This is a genomic window from Acidovorax sp. GW821-FHT09A11, from assembly GCF_059418365.1.
In genome coordinates this window covers 463851-480477 of the sequence record NZ_JBWKPS010000004.1, presented here as the reverse complement: position 1 = coordinate 480477, position 16627 = coordinate 463851, and the positions used below count along the sequence as shown (strand labels likewise).

Sequence of the window (16627 nt, the reverse complement as noted above, 5' to 3'; positions counted from 1 at the left end):
CTTTTAATAGCAATTGCTTCACAGCCGCACGGGAATGCCGCGTTCGGCCATGCGCGCCTTGGCCTGGCCGACGGTGTATTCGCCGTAATGGAAGATGCTGGCCGCCAGCACCGCGTCGGCTCCACCGGTCTGGATGCCGTCGGCCAGGTGGTCGAGGTTGCCCACGCCGCCCGAGGCGATCACGGGCACGCCCACGGCGTCGCTCACGGCACGCGTGAGGGCGAGGTCGAAGCCGGACTTGGTGCCATCGCGGTCCATGCTGGTGAGCAGGATCTCGCCGGCGCCCCGGCGCGCCATCTCGGCGGCCCAGGCCACGGCATCCAGGCCCGTGTTCCTGCGCCCGCCGTGGCTGTACACGTCCCAGCCCTCTCCCACGGCCCGGCCGTTGGCGCCGGTGCGCTGGGCGTCTTCTGGCGAGCGGCGCTTGGCGTCGATGGCCACCACGATGCACTGCGCGCCGTACTTGGCCGAGACGGCGTCGATCACCTCGGGGTTGGCGATGGCGGCCGAGTTGAAGCTGGTCTTGTCAGCGCCCGCGTTGAGCAGGCGGCGCACGTCCTCGACCGTGCGCACGCCGCCGCCCACGGTGAGCGGGATGAACACCTGGCTGGCCACGGCCTCGATGATGGGCAGGATCAGGTCGCGGCCATCGCTGGTGGCGGTGATGTCCAGGAAGGTGAGTTCGTCGGCGCCCTGCGCGTTGTAGCGCGCGGCGATCTCGACGGGGTCGCCCGCATCGCGCAGTTCGACGAAGTTGACGCCCTTGACCACGCGGCCTCCGGTGACGTCGAGGCAGGGGATGATGCGTTTGGCAAGCATGTCAGTCAGCGATTCGTGGATGGGGCGTTGCCGAGGCCAGCGGACGCCGTGGAACTGGCTTCGCCAGGCCACTGGCGTCGTCCCCCTTGGGGGAAGCGGCGCAGCCGCTCAGGGGGGTTATCCATTCAACTCGTCGGCGCGCGCCTGCGCTGCCGCGAAATCAAGGTCGCCGCTGTAGATGGCGCGGCCGCAGATCACGCCTTCGACCCCCTCTTCCTCGACGGCGCACAGCTGTTCGATGTCGGCCATGTTGGACAGGCCGCCCGAGGCGATCACCGGGATGGAGAGCGACTGCGCGAGCTTCACCGTCGCGTCGATGTTGATGCCCGAGAGCATGCCGTCGCGGCCAATGTCGGTGTAGATGATGGACTCGACGCCCCAGTCCTCGAACTTCCTGGCCAGGTCCACGACCTCGTGGCCCGTGAGCTTGCTCCAGCCGTCGGTGGCCACCTTGCCGTCCTTGGCATCCAGGCCGACGATGATGTGGCCGCCAAAGGCGCTGCACGCGTCCTTCAGGAAGCCGGGGTTCTTGACCGCCGCCGTACCGATGATCACGTAGCGCAGGCCGCCGTCGATGTATTTCTCGATGGTGTCCAGGTCACGGATGCCGCCGCCGAGCTGCACCGGGATGTCGTCGCCCACCTCCTGGAGGATGGACTTGATGGCGGTGTAGTTCTTGGGCACGCCCGCGAAGGCGCCGTTCAGGTCCACCAGGTGCAGGCGGCGCGCACCGGCATCCACCCACTTGCGCGCCATGGCGGCAGGGTCTTCTCCGAAGGTGGTGGATTGGTCCATATCGCCTTGCTTGAGGCGTACGCAGTGGCCGTCCTTGAGGTCGATGGCGGGGATGAGCAGCATGGTGGTGAAGTTCGGGAGGAAAAGGGCGAGGCAGGGCTCGGCCCGAACGGGTTGGATTAGGGATTCCAGTGCAGAAAATTGCGGTACAGGGCCAGGCCGTGCTCCGCGCTCTTTTCAGGGTGAAATTGCGTGGCGAAAATATTATCGCGCGCAACGGCGGCGGCGAACACACCGCCGTAGTCCGCCTGCCCCGCGCAGTGGGCCGCGTCTCGCGGCACCGCATAGAAACTGTGCACGAAGTAGAAGTAGCTGTGGTCGGGCACGCCGGCCCATACCGGGTGCACCTTGCCCGCGTGCGGCACCTGGCGCACCTGGTTCCAGCCCATCTGGGGCACCTTGTAGCGGCTGCCATCGGGCTGGGTGCGGCCCGCCAGGTCGAACTTGCGCACATCGCCGTGGATCAGCGACAGGCCGGGCGTTCCTCCATGGGGGCCCTCGGCACTGTGGTCCAGCAGCATCTGCATGCCCACGCACACGCCGAACATCGGCTTGGCGGCAGCCGCTTCGAGCACGGATTCCTGCAGGCCGGATTCGCGCAGCTCGCGCATGCAGTCGGGCATGGCGCCCTGCCCCGGCAGCACGATGCGCTGCGCCGCGCGCACGTCCTCGGGACGCTGCGTGACGACCACGGTCCAGCCGGTGCCCTCTGCGGCGGCCTGCACGGCCTGCGACACCGAGCGCAGGTTGCCCATGCCGTAGTCCACGACCGCAACGGTTTTTGCTTCCATATTCATAGCTATTGGCGCTTATTCATCAAGCGTTAGCGCTTGATCTGGCTCAAAAATTTCACAAGGAGCCCTTGGTGGACGGAATGACGCCCACCGAGCGCGGATCGCGCTCCAGCGCCGCGCGCAGCGTGCGCCCGAAGGCCTTGAAGATGGTTTCGCACTGGTGGTGGGCATTGATGCCCTTGAGGTTGTCGATGTGCAGCGTGACGCCCGCGTGGTTCACGAAGCCCTGGAAGAACTCGTACACCAGCTGCGTATCGAGCTGGCCGATGCTGCCGGCCGTGAACTTCACGTCGATGTGCAGCCCCGGGCGGCCCGAAAAATCGACCACCACGCGCGACAGCGCTTCGTCCAGCGGCACGTAGGCGTGGCCGTAGCGGCGGATGCCCTTCTTGTCGCCCACGGCGCGCGCAAAGGCCTGGCCCAGCGTAATGCCCACATCTTCGACCGTGTGGTGGCCATCGATGTGCAGGTCGCCTTCGCAGTCGATGTCGAGGTCGATCAGGCCGTGGCGGGCGATCTGGTCGAGCATGTGGTCGAAGAAGCCGATGCCGGTGGAAAGCTTGGCCTGGCCCGTGCCGTCGAGGTTGATGCGCACGCGGATGCGCGTCTCGGCGGTGTTGCGGCTGACCTCGGCGATGCGGTCGGCCAGGGGATCGGGCGTTGCGGAAGTGACGAGTGCGGAGGAAGTCATAGGGAGGCTTGCAGGGCGGCGAGCATCTGCGCGTTGTCGGAGGCGGCGCCCACCGTGAGGCGCAGGCAGTTGGCCAGCAATGGGTGCATTGTAGAAACGTTCTTGACCAGGACCTTGCGGTTTTTCATGCCCTCGTACGCCCGGGCGGAATCCGCCACACGGACGAGGATCATGTTGGCCTCGCTGTCCCAGCATTTTTCGATGCCGGGCATCTGCCGCAGGGCCGCCAGGAGCTTCGTGCGCTCGGCGCGGATCTCGGCGGCCTGCCCGGCGAACACGTCGGCGTGCTCCAGCGCGAACAGCGCGGCCTCGCAGTTGAGCACGCTCACGTTGTAGGGCGGGCGCACCTTGTCGATCTCGCTCACGAACGCGGCGGGGCCGATGAGGTAGCCCAGGCGCACGCCCGCCAGGCCGAACTTGCTGAGCGTGCGCATGAGCAGCACGTGGGCGTTGCGCGCGGGCTCGGCCCGCATGCGGTCGATGAAGGTGCGGCTGGCAAAGGGCTGGTAGGCCTCGTCCATGACCACGATGCCGCCCTGCGCGCCCGCGGCGTCGACGATGCGCTGCACCGCGCCCTCGTCCCACAGCGTGGCCGTGGGGTTGTTCGGGTAGGCGATGTAGGTGATGGCGGGGTTGTGCTGCGCGATGGCGGCCAGCATGGCGGGCTCATCCAGCTCGAAATCGGGCGTGAGCGGCACGCCGACAAAATCCAGGCCCTGCAGTTGCGCGGACAGCGGGTACATCACGAAGCCCGGCATGGGCGCCAGCATGGTGGCGCGCTGGCCCCTTCCATCCTTGTCCATGGGTTGCGCGCAGGCCAGGGCCAGCAGGGTGATGAGCTCGTCCGAGCCGTTGCCCAGCACGATGCCGTAGCCCTCGGGCAGGCCGGCGTATTGGGCCAGCGCGGCCTTCAGGTCCAGCAGGCGGTCGCCGGGGTAGCGGTTGAGCGCGACCGCGCCCAGGCGCTGGCCCAGCGCGGCCTGCAGGTGCGCGGGCAGGCGGAACGGGTTCTCCATCGCGTCCATCTTGAGCATGCCGGCGGAAGGCTGCACGCCGTAGGCGTGCATGGCGCGCACGTCGGGGCGGATGCGGGCCAGGGCCTGGAGGGGAGACGACGCGGGAGTAGTCATTCGGTGGTGTCCAGTTCGTTGGGGGTGATGAGAAACGGGTTGATGGGGCGCACGGCGTCCAGGGGCTCGCCGTGCGGCAGGGCTTCGGTCAACAGGTAGCGGCAGCCCTGCTGGTGGGCGGACGAGAGGATGAGCGCATCCCAGTAGCCCAGGCGGTAGCGGTCCTGCAGGTCCCAGGCGCCGTCCACGGTGTAGGAGTCCAGGTGCGGCGGCAGCCACACGCGCAGGCGGCGCACCTGGGCGCGCACCTGCTGCAGCACCTGCGGGCCGTCAAAGCGCTGGATCGCCTGGTTGTACAGCTCGTTGAGCACCTGCGAGCTGATGCGGCCGCTGCGCGTCTGCCAGCAAAAGCCGATCCATTCGCGGGCCCGCGCCTGGCGTTCGGCGTCGCGGTCGTCCACGCTGGCCAGCAGGATTTCGGTATCGACAAAGATGGGGACGGTGCTCATGGGTATTGCACCGCTCAGCGCAGAAACAGGGTTTCGCGGGGCACATACGGGCCGCTGGACGCGCCCCAGGATTCAAACCCCAGCGCCTCGCGCATGGCCTGGGCGTAAGCGTCTTCCTGGCGCATCTTTTCGGCCAGCCATTCCCCCAGCAGGCGCGAGACGCTGCTGCCGCGCCTGGCGGCTTCCACGCGCACCCATTCGGCGACGGTGTCGTCCATGGTCACGGTGATGTTTTTCATGGCTGAAATATTACACGAACTTCGTGCATCACGAACTTCGTGTTGTTTTCTGGGCGGTTACGCGGCCTTGAGCTGTGTCCCTGCCCGCAGCATCTGGCACGCCATGTCGCCCACGGTGCGCAGGGCCGCCAGATGGGCAGGCGACCAGTCACCGCCCACGCCAATGCGCAGGCAGTTGCGAAACCGCCCGCTGGCGCTGAACACCGTGCCGGGCGCGATCAGGATCTGCTGCGCCAGGCAGGCCTCGTGCAGCTGCACCGAATCGAGCGCGCGCGGCAGCTCCAGCCACAGCAGCAGCCCGCCGGGCGGGTCGCTCACCCGGGTGCCCTGCGGAAAGTGCGCGGCGATGATGCGGCGCACCTCGTCCATGCGCGCGGCCACGGCCGCGCGCAGCTGGCGCATCGCGGCGGCATGGCCGGCCTGGGTGATGAGGTCGGCCAGCGCCAGCTCCAGCACGGCCGACTGCCCGCCCGCCTGCAGGTCCTTGATGGCGCGCAGCTTGTCGGCCCAGCGCCCGGCCTCCAGCCAGCCCAGGCGCAGGCCCGGCGCCAGCGTCTTGGAAAACGAATCGCACAGCATCACGTGGCCCGTGGTGTCGTACGACTTGACGGTGCGGCGCATCTCGTCCACCTCCACGAGGTCGTTGTAGATCGCGTCCTCGATCACCGCCATGCCATGGCGCGCCGCCATCTGCGCCAGGCGCTTGCGTTCGGCCTGCGGCATGCAGCTGCCCAGCGGGTTGCTGAGCGTGGGGACGATCATCACGGCCTTGACCGGCTGGGTTTCCAGCGCCAGCTGCAGCGCATCCAGCGACAGGCCGTTGCGCGGGTGGGTGGGAATCTCCAGCGCCTTGAGGTGCAGGCCCTGCAGCACCTCCAGAAAGGAGAAATGCGTGGGCGACTCCAGCGCCACCACGTCGCCCGGCTGGGTGACGGCGCGCAGGCACAGCGCAATGGAGTCCATGCAGCCGCCGGTGACCACAATGTTCTCGGGGTCGAGGCTGCAGCCCAGGCCCACGGCGTAGCGCGCGATGGCGCGGCGGGCGTCTTCGTGGCCCGAGGAGCTGGGGTAGGTGCACAACAGGTTGCGGTGGCGCTGCGCGGCGCGCACCACGGCGCGGCGCACGCGGTCGGGGTTGAACAGCTCGGGGCCGGGCGTGCCGCTGCTGTACGAGATCATGTCCACCGGCTGGTTGCGGCCCAGGATGCGCTGGCCCAGCCAGTCCACCGACACCTCGCGCGGACGGCGCAGGGGGCGCGGCGTGCTGGGCTCGGGCAGGCTCACCGGTCGCGCCGCGACGAAGAAGCCCGAGCGCGGGCGCGCGGTGATCAGGCGCGCATCCTCCAGCCAGTGGTAGGCCTGCACCACCGTGGTCTGCGCCACGGCATGCTGGCGCGCCAGCTCGCGCACCGACGGCAGCTTTTCGCCGCGCGCCAGGGTGCCATTGCGGATCAGCTGCGCGAGCTGCTCGGCGATCTGCAGGTACAGCGGGGGTGCGTCATCGGTGGCCATGCTGCATTCTGTACTGGCACCCTGGCCGGAAGACAGTACAGAGGCGGGCCAGTACAACCAGTACAGATGGGCTGGTACATGGTTCTGTACTGGCCCAGATGGTCCATGCCTGTGGCTGGCGGCGCACGGCGGGTGGCCGCACAGTGAAGGCATGAACTCGCTGCACACCCCCACCCTCCCGTCGCCCGCTCTGCCGACCCCGCCAGCGGTCCCGCTCACCCTGCAATGGAAGCGCCAGCCGCTGCCGCCGCTGCAGGCCGTCCAGGTGCTGGACTTCCGTGCGGGCGACATGGCCCTGCTCGAAGTGGAACAAGGCCGCGTGTGGGTGACCTGCGACGGCCTGCTGGAAGACTATTTCCTGGAGGCCGGCCAGCGCCTGTCGTTCACCGGGCCCGTGCGGCTGCGCGTGAGCGCCGAAGGCCACCGGCCCGCCCGCCTGAACTGGGCGAAGCACCGGTCCGTGGCGGGGGCCGCCTGCCCGCCCGCCCCCGCTGCAGCCTCTCAGCCCAAGGCGACGGCACCCGCGCCAGGCACCCTGCCACGGGGTGCGATCAGCGCGGCTTGAGGGGCGTCGTCAGCCGCATCTCTGCCGCCTGCGCGTGGGCCTGCAGGCCCTCGCCGTAGGCCAGCTCGGCCGCGATGGTGCCCAGCACCTGGGCACCGGCCTCGCTCACCTCGATGAGGCTGCTGCGCTTCTGGAAGTCGTACACGCCCAGTGGGGACGAGAAGCGTGCGGTGCCGCTGGTGGGCAGCACGTGGTTGGGGCCCGCGCAGTAGTCGCCCAGGCTCTCGGAGGTATAGGCCCCCAGGAAGATCGCGCCGGCGTGGCGCAGCAGCGGCTCCCAGCGGTGCGGGTCGGTGCTGCTCACTTCCAGGTGTTCCGGTGCGATGCGGTTGCTGATGGCGCAGGCTTCTTCCATGTCCTTGGTGAGGATCAGCGCGCCCCGGCCGGTGAGGCTCTTGGCGATGATCTCGGCGCGCGGCATGGTGGGCAGCAGGCGGTCGATCTCGCGCTGCACGGCGTCGAGGTAGGCGGCGTCGGGGCACAGCAGGATGCTCTGGGCCAGCTCGTCGTGTTCGGCCTGTGAAAACAGGTCCATCGCCACCCAGTCGGGCGGCGTGCTGCCGTCGGCCAGCACCAGGATTTCGCTGGGGCCCGCGATCATGTCGATGCCAACCGTGCCGAACACGCGCTTCTTGGCGCTGGCCACATAGGCGTTGCCGGGGCCGGTGATCTTGTCCACCTTGGGCACGGTTTCGGTGCCGTACGCCAGCGCGGCCACGGCCTGCGCGCCGCCGATGGTGAAGGCGCGCGTGACGCCCGCCACGTAGGCGGCGGCCAGCACCAGTTCGTTGCGCTCGCCCTTCGTCGAAGTGCCCTCGCCCGTTCCACCGGTGGCCACGCTGCCGCGCACCGGCGTGGGCACGACCATGATGATTTCCTGCACCCCCGCCACGTGGGCCGGGATGGCGTTCATCAGCAGGCTGGACGGGTACGCGGCCTTGCCGCCGGGCACGTAGATGCCCACGCGGTCCAGCGGCGTGACCTTCTGGCCCAGCAGCGTGCCGTCCTCGTCGCGGTAGCTCCAGCTCTCGCCCGAGGCTTTTTTCTGCGCCTCGTGGTAGCTGCGCACGCGTTTGGCGGCAGCCTGCAGCGCGTCGCGCTGGGCCTCTGGAATGGCGTTGAACGCGGCCTTGAAGTCGGCCTGGGTCAGCTCGAGCGCCGCCATATCGGGGGCCGAGAGGCCATCGAAACGGGCGGTGTACTCCAGCACCGCGGCGTCACCGCGCTTTTGCACGTCGGCGAGGATGTCGGCCACGCGCTGCTCGATGGCCGCGTCGGTGTCGGCCGACCAGTGCAGGCGGGCTGCGAAATCAGCCTCGAAAGTGGCCGCAGCGGTGGACAGACGGGCGGGAGCAGCTACCAGAGTCATAGTGTCAGTCAGTGGGTGGGGGTCAATTCTTTTCCGCAGGAATGGCCGAGGCGAACGCATCGATGATGCGGCGCAGCGGCGCCTGCTTGAGCTTGAGCGCGGCCTGGTTGACCACGAGGTGCGAGCTGATGTCCATGATGCGCTCGACCTCCACCAGGTGGTTGGCCTTGAGCGTGTTGCCGGTGGAGACCAGGTCCACGATGGCATCGGCCAGCCCGGTGAGCGGTGCGAGTTCCATGCTGCCGTAGAGCTTGATCATGTCCACGTGCACGCCCTTGGTCGCGAAGAAGTCGCGCGCGATGCTGGTGTACTTGGTGGCGACCTTCAGGCGCGAACCCTGCTTGACGGCACGGGCGTAGTCGAAATCGTTGCGCACGGCCACGCTCACGCGGCACTTGGCGATCTGCAGGTCCAGCGGCTGGTACAGGCCCTGGCCGCCGTGTTCGATGAGCGTGTCCTTGCCGGTCACGCCGATGTCGGCGCCGCCGTACTGCACGTAAGTGGGCACATCGGTCGCGCGCACCAGCACCACGCGCACGTTGGGCTGGTTGGTGGGCAGGATCAGCTTGCGCGACTTTTCGGGGTCTTCCAGCACCTCGATGCCGGCGGCGGCGAGCAAAGGCAGGGTTTCGTCGAAGATGCGGCCTTTGGAAAGCGCCAGGGTAATCATGCTGCTGCTCATGCTGTGATCCGTTCAATGTCCGCGCCGATGCCGCGCAATTTCGCTTCCATGCAGTCGTAGCCGCGGTCCAGGTGGTAGATGCGGTCCACCATGGTTTCGCCGTCGGCCACCAGGCCCGCGATGACCAGGCTGGCCGAGGCGCGCAGGTCGGTGGCCATCACGGTGGCGCCCGACAGGCGGGGTACGCCCTCGATGATGGCGACCTTGCCGTCGGTCTGGATCTTGGCGCCCAGGCGCACCAGCTCGTCGACGTGCATGAAGCGGTTTTCAAAAATCGTCTCGGTCACCGTGGCCGTGCCCTGCGCGATGCAGTCGAGCGCCATGAACTGCGCCTGCATGTCGGTGGGAAAGCCGGGGTACTCGGTGGTGCGAAAGCCCTGTGCCTTGAGCGTGGCGCCGCCCGCGCTCTGCACGCGGATGCCGCCGTCGACGGCCTGCACCTGCACACCGGCCTCGCGCAGCTTCTCGATCACGGCGTCCAGGTGGTCGGCGCGCCCATGGCGCAGCACCACGTCGCCGCCCGTGGCGGCCACGGCGCACAGGAAGGTGCCGGCCTCGATGCGGTCGGCCACCACGCGGTGGGTGCAGCCGTGCAGCTTCTCGACGCCCTGGATGCGGATGCGGCTGGTGCCGTGGCCTTCGATCTTCGCGCCCATGGCGATCAGCATCTCGGCCAGGTCGGAGATCTCGGGCTCCTGCGCGGCGTTCTCCAGCACGGTCTCGCCCTCGGCCAGCGCGGCGGCCATGAGGAAGTTCTCGGTGCCCGTCACCGTGACCATGTCGGTGGTGATGCGCGCGCCCTTCAGTCGCGTCCAGCCTGCGGGCAGCTTGGCGATCATGTAGCCGTGCTCGACCACGATGTCTGCGCCCATGGCGGCCAGGCCCTTGATATGCTGGTCCACCGGGCGCGAGCCGATGGCGCAGCCGCCGGGCAGCGACACCGTGGCCTCGCCGAAGCGCGCCAGCAGCGGGCCCAGCGCGAGCACCGAGGCGCGCATGGTCTTGACCAGCTCGTACGGCGCCTCGGGCGTGTTCAGGCCGCTGGCATCGATGCGCACCGTGCCATCGTCGGCACGCGCGGCCGCCACGCCCATGTTGCGGATCAGCGTGAGCATGGTGCTCACGTCCTGCAGCTGCGGCACGTTCAGCAGCGTGACCGGCTCGGCCGTGAGCAGCGCGGCGCACAACTCCGGCAGGGCGGCGTTCTTGGCGCCGGATACCAGCACCTCGCCATGCAGGCGGCGGCCGCCGCGGATCAGGAGTTTGTCCATCTCGAAACCAGAAATATGAATAAAAAGTGCCGCCAGCGCTTTTCCATCAAGCGCAGACAGCTATTAAAAAAGGAGCATTCCAGCAATCACCGGGGCTGCGCGGCCCATTCAGCGGGCGTGAAGGTCTTCATCGACAGCGCATGCACCTCGTCGGTGTGCATTTTGGCGCCCAGCGTGGCGTACACGCGCTGGTGCCGCTGGATGGCGCGCCGGCCCTCGAACTCGGCCGAGACGATGGTGGCGTACCAGTGGCGGCCGTCACCCTCGAGCGCGATGTGCTCGCAGGCCAGGCCGGCGGCGATGATGTCTTTGAGTTGGTCTGCGGTCATGTCAATTCCGAATTTTGTAGCCGGTGCGCAGCAGGTGGACCGCCAGGGCGCTCACGGCCAGCCAGGCCACGCCCACGATGGAGAGGCTGAGCCACGGCGAGGTATCGCTCTGGCCAAAGAAGCCGTAGCGGAAACCGTCGATCATGTAGAAGAACGGGTTGAGGTGGCTCACGGTCTGCCAGAAGGGCGGCAGCGACTGGATGGAATAGAACACTCCCGAGAGGAACGTCATCGGCACCACCACGAAGTTCTGGAACGCCGCGAGCTGGTCGAACTTGTCGGCCCACAGCCCGGCAATCAGCCCCAGCGTGGCCAGCAAGGCCGCCCCCAGGAAGGCGAACGCAAGAATCCACAGCGGCGCGGCGAACTCGGGCCGGGCGAACGCCAGCGTGACGATGAACACCCCCAGCCCCACCACCAGCCCGCGCACGATGGACGAGCCCACATAGGCCAGGAACCAGGCCCAGTGCGACAGCGGCGTGAGCAGCACGAACACCAGGCTGCCCATGATCTTGCTCTGGATCAGGCTCGACGAGCTGTTGGCGAAGGCGTTCTGCAGCACGCTCATCATCACGAGGCCCGGCACCAGGAAGGCGGTGTAGCTGATGCGGTCGTAGACCTTCACATGGTCTTCGAGCACGTGGCCGAAGATCAGCAGGTACAGCACGGCCGTGAGCACGGGCGCGGCCACGGTCTGGAAGCTCACCTTCCAGAAGCGCAGCACCTCCTTGTAGAACAGGGTCTGCCAGCCGGTCATCGTTGTGCTCCCACGCTCGGCACTGCGGTCTCCGCGCCGCCCCCCAAGGGGACTGCGCCCTGCCTGGGGCGGCCCGGCGCTGCGGCAGCCTCCACCCCCGCCAGAGGAATATTGGATGCCGAGGTGCCCGACATCACCTGCAGGAAAACGTCTTCCAGGTCGGGCCGGCGGATCTCCATGTCATGCACGTCCACGCCCGCCACCCGCAGCGCGGCCAGATGGCTTTCGATCTCGGCCGCGTCGTGCGCGGGCAACTGCACGATGCGGCCCGTGACGCGGGCGAGCGCGTTGAGCGAAGGCGGCAGGACCGCATCGGTCTTGAACTGCAGGATGCTGCCGGAGGCCGCCTGCAGCAGCTCGCTCGTGCGGTTCAGGGCCACGATGCGGCCCGACTTGAGCATGGCGATGCGGCCACACAGGGCCTCGGCTTCTTCCAGATAGTGCGTGGTCAGCAGCACGGTGTGGCCTTCCTTGTTCAGGCGCGCCACGAAATGCCAGAGCGTCTGGCGCAACTCCACGTCCACGCCCGCAGTGGGCTCGTCGAGCACGATGATGGGTGGCTTGTGCACCAGCGCCTGTGCCACGAGCACGCGGCGCTTCATGCCGCCCGACAGCTGGCGCATGTTGGCCGTGGCCTTGTCGGCCAGGCCCAGGTTTTCCAGCAGTTCGTCGATCCAGGCTTCGTTGTTCTTCACGCCGAAGTAGCCGGACTGGATGCGCAGCGACTCGCGCACGTTGAAGAAAGGGTCGAACACCAGCTCCTGCGGCACCACGCCCAGCTTGCGGCGCGCCTGGGCAAAGTCGGCCTGCACGTCGCTGCCCTGCACCAGCACACGGCCGCTGCTGGCACGGGCCAGGCCCGCGAGAATGCTGATGAGGGTGGTCTTGCCGGCACCGTTGGGGCCCAGGAGCCCGAAGAACTCGCCCTCCTCGATGTCCAGGCTGACCTGGTTCAGTGCCTGGAAAGGGCCTTTGGGCGTGGCAAAGGTCTTGGAGATGGCTTGGAATGAGACTGCGGGCATGAAGCCCCTGATTTTACGGCCTTGCACCAAAGAGCGCCGACCGGGGTCTGGCACGGCCCCTGGGCCGTCGCCGGCCCGGCCTGCCGCCGCTGTCAGGACGCTGGCGCGAGCAGCGTGCCCACGCCATACAGCCCCGCCAGGCTGCGCAGGGCGGCGGGCAGGCCTTGGACGGCAAAGGTCTTGCCATCGTCGATCGCTTCGCGCCGGCATTCGAGCAGCACCGCCAGCGCCGACGTGTCAAACACCGCCAGCGCATGGGCATCCACCATGACGCAGGGCTCGCGGTGCGCCTTCAGGCCCTGCAGCAGCATGTGCAGGCACACCGTGGCCTGGCGGTGGGTCAGTTCGGCGGGCAATACCAGCATGTCAGTGCCCCATGGTGCCGCGCGCCGGCCGCGGCGCATGAAACCGGTGTGCCATTTCAGCCCTTGGCGCCGGCATTGCTCTTGTTGCGGGCCACCAGGGTCTCGATCAGGCCGTCGATGCCCTTGGCGTTGATCTCCTGCGCGAACTGGCCGCGGTAGGTTTCCACCAGCCACACGCCCAGCACGTTCAGGTTGTAGATTTTCCAGCCCGCACCGTCGCCGGGGGTTTTTTCCAGCCGGTAGTCCAGCTGGATCGGATCGCCACGGCCGACGATTTCGGTGCGCACCAGCACGTCCTTGTCCTCCGGGGCGGCCCGCAGGGGCTTGACCTGGATGGTCTGGTCGTTCACCTGCGCCAGCGCCCCCGCGTAGGTGCGCACCAGCAGGACCTTGAACTCGTCCTGCAGGCGCTTTTGCTGCTCGGGGGTGGCCTGGCGCCAGCCGGGGCCCACCGCCGCGGCGGTCATGCGGCGGAAGTTCACGTTGGGCATCACGGTCTTGTCCACCAGCGCGATGATCTTTGCCAGGTCGCCGCTCTGGATGGCCTTGTCCGCCTTCACGGTGCTGAGCACATCGGCCGACAGGCGCTTGATCAGCGCATCGGGAGCTTCATCCGCGGCCAGGGCGGCCAGGGGCGCGGCGCCCAGCGCGGCCACGGCCGTCAGGCACAGGGCCATGTGGCCCAGGGTACGTCGGTTCATCGTCATGATGTCTTCTACTTTCTCGGGAGCTGCGGGCGCCGGTGGCACCCGGCGTTCATTCATTGTGGGCGGCCAGCGCAGGCCCCGTGCGTCGCGCGGGTTGCGGATTGCAAGCAAGTGCAACACGCCTGCCCCGGACATGGCCCGCCACGGATTGCGCCACCGCCTCAGCGCGGAGGCTCTTCGGGCAACACGCCATCATTGGCGTTGCGCTCGTCCTTGTCGTCGCCATTTTGCGCCGTGCCCGCCTGCTGCTGGCTGCGCACCTGCAGGAACACGTCGCGGGTGAAGCTGTACTTGTCCAGGGCGGCGCTGTCGAGCACGGACCCCGCGCGCAGCAGGTTGGCGCGCACGTCCACGGCACGCAGTGCATACAGCGCATTGCGGGCCGATACCGGGTCCACATAGCTCACCGCGTTGCCCTTCCAGTCGACGGGCAGGGCCAGCGTGTCGCGCACGGTGGAGGGGCCCAGGATCGGCAGCACCAGGTACGGGCCCGTGCCCATGCCCCAGTACCCCAGCGTGAGGCCGAAATCCTGCTTGTAGCGGTCGATGCCCAGTTCGCTGGCGATATCGAGCACGCCGCCCAGGCCCATGAAGGTGTTCACGTTGACGCGCATGAAGGTGGACGCGGCGGCTTCCGCCCGCAATTGCAGCACGTTGTTCACGAACGACCACACATCTCCCACGTTGGCGAAGAAGTTGCTGACGCCCGTGCGCACCGGTGCGGGCGTGGCTTCCTTGTAGGCAATCGCCACCGGCTTGAGCACCATCGCATCGACCTGCTCGTTGAAGTTGGTCATGCTGCGGTTGTAGGACTCCAGCGGGTCGCGCGGGTCCGGGTTGGCCACCGTGGCGCAGCCCGTGAGCAGTGCCGCTCCCAGCAGAAAGGCCAGCCACGCGGCGGCGCGGGCGGCGGGTTGGGAAAGCTTGGTCATCGTCGTCATTTCTTGTCACCTGCCCCTGCGGGCTTGCTGTTGCTGCCGTCTTCGGCCTTGTTGTAGAGGAATTGTCCGATCAGGTTCTCGAGGACCACGGCCGACTGCGTGGCGGTGACCATGTCGCCCGCCACCAGGTTCTTCTCGTCGGCACCGGCCTCGATGCCGATGTACTGTTCACCCAGCAGGCCGCTGGTGAGGATCTTGAGGGAGCTGTCCTTGGGGAAAGCGTAGCGGTTTTCCATCGCCAGCGTCACCCGCGCCTGGTAGGTCTTGTCGTCGAACGTGATGGACTCCACACGGCCCACCACCACGCCGGCACCGCGCACCGCGGCCTGGGGCTTGAGGCCGCCAATGTTGTCAAAGCGCGCGGTGATGCGGTAGCCGGGCTGGAAGTTCAGGCTCAGCAGGTTGGCCGACTGCAGCGCCAGGAAGACCAGCGCCACCGTGCCGAGCATGACGAACAGCCCTACCCAGAGATCGTTTTTGGATGGTTGCATTGTTTGATTTCTCCACTCCGGCGGCTTTTCGGGCCCGCCTCAGATACTGAACATCAGGGCCGTGAGCACGAAGTCCAGCGCCAGCACGGCCAGGGACGCCATGACCACCGTGCGGGTAGTGGCGCGCGCCACGCCTTCGGGCGTGGGCTTGGCGGCATACCCCTGCAGCAGCGCCACGAACGTGACGGTGAAGCCGAAGACCACGCTCTTGATCACGCCGTTGCCCAGATCGCGCCAGACGTCCACGCCGCCCTGCATCTGGCTCCAGAACGCCCCGTGGTCGACGCCGATCATGAGCACGCCCACGATCCACCCGCCAGCCACCCCCACGGCGCTGAACACCGCCGCCAGCAGGGGCATGGTGATCACACCGGCCCAGAACCGCGGCGCGAGGATGCGGCGCACCGGGTCCACGGCCATCATCTCCATGGCGGAAAGCTGCTCACCCGCGCGCATGAGGCCGATCTCGGCCGTGAGCGAGGTGCCCGCGCGGCCGGCGAACAGCAGGGCCGTCACCACGGGCCCGAGCTCACGCACCAGCGACAGCGCCACCAGCATCCCCAGGGCTTCGGAAGCCCCGTACCGCTGCAGCGTGTAGTAGCCCTGCAGGCCCAGGACAAAACCCACGAACAGGCCCGACACCGCGATGATGGCCAGCGAGTAGTTGCCCAGAAAATGGATCTGGTCGCGCACCAGCGACGGCCGCATGAAGGCCGCGCCCGCCAGCTGCAGCAGCCGCGCGAACAGACGGGCGGCCATGCCGATATCGGACAGTTTCTGGCGCACGGCGAAGCCCACGTCGGACGGCTTGTACCAGCTCATAGCACCCGCCCCCCGAACGGACCGAAGTCCTGCTCCACGGTCGGGCCCGCGTAGTGAAACGGCACGGGCCCGGTCGGCAGCGCGTTCACGAACTGGTGGACCAGCGGGTCGGCGCTCGCCCGCACCTCGTCGGGCGTGCCCTGCGCGGCCACCACGCCCGCGCCCAGAATGATCACATGGTCCGCAAGCCGGAAGGTCTCTTCCAGGTCGTGCGAGACCACGATGCTCGTGAGGCCCAGGGCATCGTTGAGCTGACGGATCAGCTGCGCCGCCGTCCCCAGGGAAATGGGGTCCAGCCCCGCAAACGGCTCGTCATACATCACCAGTTCGGGGTCCAGCGCAATGGCACGCGCCAGCGCCACGCGCCGCGCCATGCCCCCGGAAATCTGGCTGGGCATCAGGTCGCGCGCGCCGCGCAGGCCCACGGCATGGAGCTTCATCAGCACCACGTCCCGGATCAGCGCCTCGGACAGGTCGGTGTGCTCGCGCAGCGGGAACGCCACGTTCTCGAACACGCTCAGATCCGTGAACAGCGCCCCGAACTGGAACAGCATGCCCATGCGGCGGCGCGCTGCATAGAGCTGGTGGGTGTCCATGCGCCCCACGTCGTCGCCATTCAGGAGCACCTGGCCAGCCTGCGCGCGCTGCTGGCCGCCGATCAGGCGCAGCACCGTGGTCTTGCCCCCTCCGGAGGCACCCATCAGCGCCGTCACCTTGCCCCTGGGCACCGCCAATGTCACGTCGCGCAGGATGACGCGGTCACCGTAGGAGAACGTGACATTGCGCAATTCGGCAAGGCAGGAAGACTCAGGCATGCAATGGAAGGGGTTCGGAAATCCGGAGAACGGGCGGCCGCGACGCATGGGAACATGCTGCG

Annotated in this window: 21 protein-coding genes; 1 reads left to right on the top strand and 20 read right to left on the bottom strand. The window is 68.0% G+C overall.

Annotated features, from left to right (window positions below; translation table 11 throughout):
• Window positions 1-18: 18 nt before the first annotated feature.
• The 8 genes from hisF to AC07PV_RS13235 form a co-directional block, all read right to left on the bottom strand.
• Entirely contained in the window at window positions 19-819 is an 801-nt protein-coding gene (gene hisF / locus AC07PV_RS13270; RefSeq protein WP_494630469.1) for an imidazole glycerol phosphate synthase subunit HisF, read from the bottom strand.
• A gap of 117 nt (window positions 820-936) precedes the next feature.
• Window positions 937-1677, bottom strand: coding sequence for a 1-(5-phosphoribosyl)-5-[(5-phosphoribosylamino)methylideneamino]imidazole-4-carboxamide isomerase (gene hisA, locus AC07PV_RS13265; protein WP_218340329.1), 741 nt, complete (start codon window positions 1675-1677; stop codon window positions 937-939).
• A gap of 56 nt (window positions 1678-1733) precedes the next feature.
• Window positions 1734-2411 (bottom strand): imidazole glycerol phosphate synthase subunit HisH, encoded by a 678-nt coding sequence (gene hisH / locus AC07PV_RS13260; protein ID WP_218340330.1) that lies wholly within the window; start codon window positions 2409-2411, stop codon window positions 1734-1736.
• A 52-nt stretch (window positions 2412-2463) separates the two neighbouring features.
• Window positions 2464-3099, bottom strand: a complete 636-nt coding sequence (hisB, locus tag AC07PV_RS13255) for an imidazoleglycerol-phosphate dehydratase HisB (protein WP_218293446.1) — start codon at window positions 3097-3099, stop codon at window positions 2464-2466.
• The gene (locus tag AC07PV_RS13250; RefSeq protein WP_494630468.1) at window positions 3096-4229 is read right to left on the bottom strand and encodes a pyridoxal phosphate-dependent aminotransferase; all 1134 of its coding nucleotides are present in this window, start codon (window positions 4227-4229) and stop codon (window positions 3096-3098) included. The genes hisB and AC07PV_RS13250 overlap by 4 nt, the downstream gene beginning before the upstream one ends.
• Window positions 4226-4678 carry a PIN domain-containing protein gene (locus AC07PV_RS13245; protein WP_369641650.1) on the bottom strand — a complete coding sequence of 151 codons (453 nt, stop codon included), beginning with the start codon at window positions 4676-4678 and terminating at the stop codon, window positions 4226-4228. Before AC07PV_RS13245 ends, AC07PV_RS13250 begins: the two co-directional genes overlap by 4 nt.
• A gap of 14 nt (window positions 4679-4692) precedes the next feature.
• Window positions 4693-4917 carry a hypothetical protein gene (locus AC07PV_RS13240; protein ID WP_008905190.1) on the bottom strand — a complete coding sequence of 75 codons (225 nt, stop codon included), beginning with the start codon at window positions 4915-4917 and terminating at the stop codon, window positions 4693-4695.
• Window positions 4918-4974: 57 nt separating this feature from the next.
• Window positions 4975-6429, bottom strand: coding sequence for an aminotransferase-like domain-containing protein (locus tag AC07PV_RS13235; RefSeq protein WP_218293442.1), 1455 nt, complete (start codon window positions 6427-6429; stop codon window positions 4975-4977).
• 151 nt (window positions 6430-6580) lie between these two features.
• Here AC07PV_RS13235 and AC07PV_RS13230 point away from each other — a divergent pair, with 151 nt between their 5' ends.
• Window positions 6581-6994, top strand: coding sequence for a DUF2917 domain-containing protein (locus AC07PV_RS13230; RefSeq protein WP_492805409.1), 414 nt, complete (start codon window positions 6581-6583; stop codon window positions 6992-6994).
• On the opposite strand, the gene hisD is transcribed toward AC07PV_RS13230, so the two are convergent.
• The 12 genes from hisD to AC07PV_RS13170 all read right to left on the bottom strand — a co-directional run bounded on the left by hisD (window position 6981) and on the right by AC07PV_RS13170 (window position 16565).
• Complete coding sequence (gene hisD / locus AC07PV_RS13225; RefSeq protein WP_494630466.1) at window positions 6981-8363, bottom strand: histidinol dehydrogenase; 1383 nt, start codon at window positions 8361-8363, stop codon at window positions 6981-6983. The genes AC07PV_RS13230 and hisD overlap by 14 nt on opposite strands.
• 22 nt (window positions 8364-8385) lie before the next feature.
• Window positions 8386-9045: an ATP phosphoribosyltransferase gene (gene hisG, locus AC07PV_RS13220; protein WP_370627805.1), complete on the bottom strand. Its 660-nt coding sequence runs from the start codon at window positions 9043-9045 to the stop codon at window positions 8386-8388.
• The gene (gene murA / locus AC07PV_RS13215; protein WP_218293439.1) at window positions 9042-10316 is read right to left on the bottom strand and encodes a UDP-N-acetylglucosamine 1-carboxyvinyltransferase; all 1275 of its coding nucleotides are present in this window, start codon (window positions 10314-10316) and stop codon (window positions 9042-9044) included. The genes hisG and murA overlap by 4 nt, the downstream gene beginning before the upstream one ends.
• Window positions 10317-10402: 86 nt before the next feature.
• Window positions 10403-10645 carry a BolA family protein gene (locus AC07PV_RS13210; protein WP_218293438.1) on the bottom strand — a complete coding sequence of 81 codons (243 nt, stop codon included), beginning with the start codon at window positions 10643-10645 and terminating at the stop codon, window positions 10403-10405.
• A 1-nt stretch (window position 10646) separates the two neighbouring features.
• On the bottom strand, window positions 10647-11402 hold the full coding sequence (locus tag AC07PV_RS13205; RefSeq protein WP_218293437.1) for an ABC transporter permease: 756 nt from the start codon (window positions 11400-11402) through the stop codon (window positions 10647-10649).
• On the bottom strand, window positions 11399-12424 hold the full coding sequence (locus AC07PV_RS13200; protein WP_218293436.1) for an ABC transporter ATP-binding protein: 1026 nt from the start codon (window positions 12422-12424) through the stop codon (window positions 11399-11401). The genes AC07PV_RS13205 and AC07PV_RS13200 overlap by 4 nt, the downstream gene beginning before the upstream one ends.
• Before the next feature lie 92 nt (window positions 12425-12516).
• The gene (locus AC07PV_RS13195) at window positions 12517-12789 is read right to left on the bottom strand and encodes an STAS domain-containing protein (protein ID WP_218293435.1); all 273 of its coding nucleotides are present in this window, start codon (window positions 12787-12789) and stop codon (window positions 12517-12519) included.
• Window positions 12790-12845: 56 nt separating this feature from the next.
• On the bottom strand, window positions 12846-13496 hold the full coding sequence (locus AC07PV_RS13190) for an MlaC/ttg2D family ABC transporter substrate-binding protein (RefSeq protein WP_218293434.1): 651 nt from the start codon (window positions 13494-13496) through the stop codon (window positions 12846-12848).
• A gap of 161 nt (window positions 13497-13657) precedes the next feature.
• Window positions 13658-14428, bottom strand: coding sequence for an MlaA family lipoprotein (locus tag AC07PV_RS13185; protein ID WP_370627806.1), 771 nt, complete (start codon window positions 14426-14428; stop codon window positions 13658-13660).
• A 5-nt stretch (window positions 14429-14433) separates the two neighbouring features.
• Window positions 14434-14928 (bottom strand): outer membrane lipid asymmetry maintenance protein MlaD, encoded by a 495-nt coding sequence (gene mlaD, locus AC07PV_RS13180; RefSeq protein WP_218293432.1) that lies wholly within the window; start codon window positions 14926-14928, stop codon window positions 14434-14436.
• Window positions 14929-14967: 39 nt separating this feature from the next.
• Window positions 14968-15750 (bottom strand): lipid asymmetry maintenance ABC transporter permease subunit MlaE, encoded by a 783-nt coding sequence (mlaE, locus tag AC07PV_RS13175; protein ID WP_492244425.1) that lies wholly within the window; start codon window positions 15748-15750, stop codon window positions 14968-14970.
• The gene (locus AC07PV_RS13170) at window positions 15747-16565 is read right to left on the bottom strand and encodes an ABC transporter ATP-binding protein (RefSeq protein ID WP_494630464.1); all 819 of its coding nucleotides are present in this window, start codon (window positions 16563-16565) and stop codon (window positions 15747-15749) included. Before AC07PV_RS13170 ends, mlaE begins: the two co-directional genes overlap by 4 nt.
• Between the last annotated feature and the right edge of the window lie 62 nt (window positions 16566-16627).

Excerpts from the sequence above, each read along its gene's own strand:
- hisF (WP_494630469.1), bottom strand. The coding sequence starts at position 819 with ATGCTTGCCAAACGCATCATCCCCTGCCTCGACGTCACCGGAGGCCGC.
- hisA (WP_218340329.1), bottom strand. The coding sequence starts at position 1,677 with ATGCTGCTCATCCCCGCCATCGACCTCAAGGACGGCCACTGCGTACGC.
- hisH (WP_218340330.1), bottom strand. The coding sequence starts at position 2,411 with ATGAATATGGAAGCAAAAACCGTTGCGGTCGTGGACTACGGCATGGGC.
- hisB (WP_218293446.1), bottom strand. The coding sequence starts at position 3,099 with ATGACTTCCTCCGCACTCGTCACTTCCGCAACGCCCGATCCCCTGGCC.
- AC07PV_RS13250 (WP_494630468.1), bottom strand. The coding sequence starts at position 4,229 with ATGACTACTCCCGCGTCGTCTCCCCTCCAGGCCCTGGCCCGCATCCGC.
- AC07PV_RS13245 (WP_369641650.1), bottom strand. The coding sequence starts at position 4,678 with ATGAGCACCGTCCCCATCTTTGTCGATACCGAAATCCTGCTGGCCAGC.
- AC07PV_RS13240 (WP_008905190.1), bottom strand. The coding sequence starts at position 4,917 with ATGAAAAACATCACCGTGACCATGGACGACACCGTCGCCGAATGGGTG.
- AC07PV_RS13235 (WP_218293442.1), bottom strand. The coding sequence starts at position 6,429 with ATGGCCACCGATGACGCACCCCCGCTGTACCTGCAGATCGCCGAGCAG.
- AC07PV_RS13230 (WP_492805409.1), top strand. The coding sequence starts at position 6,581 with ATGAACTCGCTGCACACCCCCACCCTCCCGTCGCCCGCTCTGCCGACC.
- hisD (WP_494630466.1), bottom strand. The coding sequence starts at position 8,363 with ATGACTCTGGTAGCTGCTCCCGCCCGTCTGTCCACCGCTGCGGCCACT.
- hisG (WP_370627805.1), bottom strand. The coding sequence starts at position 9,045 with ATGAGCAGCAGCATGATTACCCTGGCGCTTTCCAAAGGCCGCATCTTC.
- murA (WP_218293439.1), bottom strand. The coding sequence starts at position 10,316 with ATGGACAAACTCCTGATCCGCGGCGGCCGCCGCCTGCATGGCGAGGTG.
- AC07PV_RS13210 (WP_218293438.1), bottom strand. The coding sequence starts at position 10,645 with ATGACCGCAGACCAACTCAAAGACATCATCGCCGCCGGCCTGGCCTGC.
- AC07PV_RS13205 (WP_218293437.1), bottom strand. The coding sequence starts at position 11,402 with ATGACCGGCTGGCAGACCCTGTTCTACAAGGAGGTGCTGCGCTTCTGG.
- AC07PV_RS13200 (WP_218293436.1), bottom strand. The coding sequence starts at position 12,424 with ATGCCCGCAGTCTCATTCCAAGCCATCTCCAAGACCTTTGCCACGCCC.
- AC07PV_RS13195 (WP_218293435.1), bottom strand. The coding sequence starts at position 12,789 with ATGCTGGTATTGCCCGCCGAACTGACCCACCGCCAGGCCACGGTGTGC.
- AC07PV_RS13190 (WP_218293434.1), bottom strand. The coding sequence starts at position 13,496 with ATGACGATGAACCGACGTACCCTGGGCCACATGGCCCTGTGCCTGACG.
- AC07PV_RS13185 (WP_370627806.1), bottom strand. The coding sequence starts at position 14,428 with ATGACCAAGCTTTCCCAACCCGCCGCCCGCGCCGCCGCGTGGCTGGCC.
- mlaD (WP_218293432.1), bottom strand. The coding sequence starts at position 14,928 with ATGCAACCATCCAAAAACGATCTCTGGGTAGGGCTGTTCGTCATGCTC.
- mlaE (WP_492244425.1), bottom strand. The coding sequence starts at position 15,750 with ATGAGCTGGTACAAGCCGTCCGACGTGGGCTTCGCCGTGCGCCAGAAA.
- AC07PV_RS13170 (WP_494630464.1), bottom strand. The coding sequence starts at position 16,565 with ATGCCTGAGTCTTCCTGCCTTGCCGAATTGCGCAATGTCACGTTCTCC.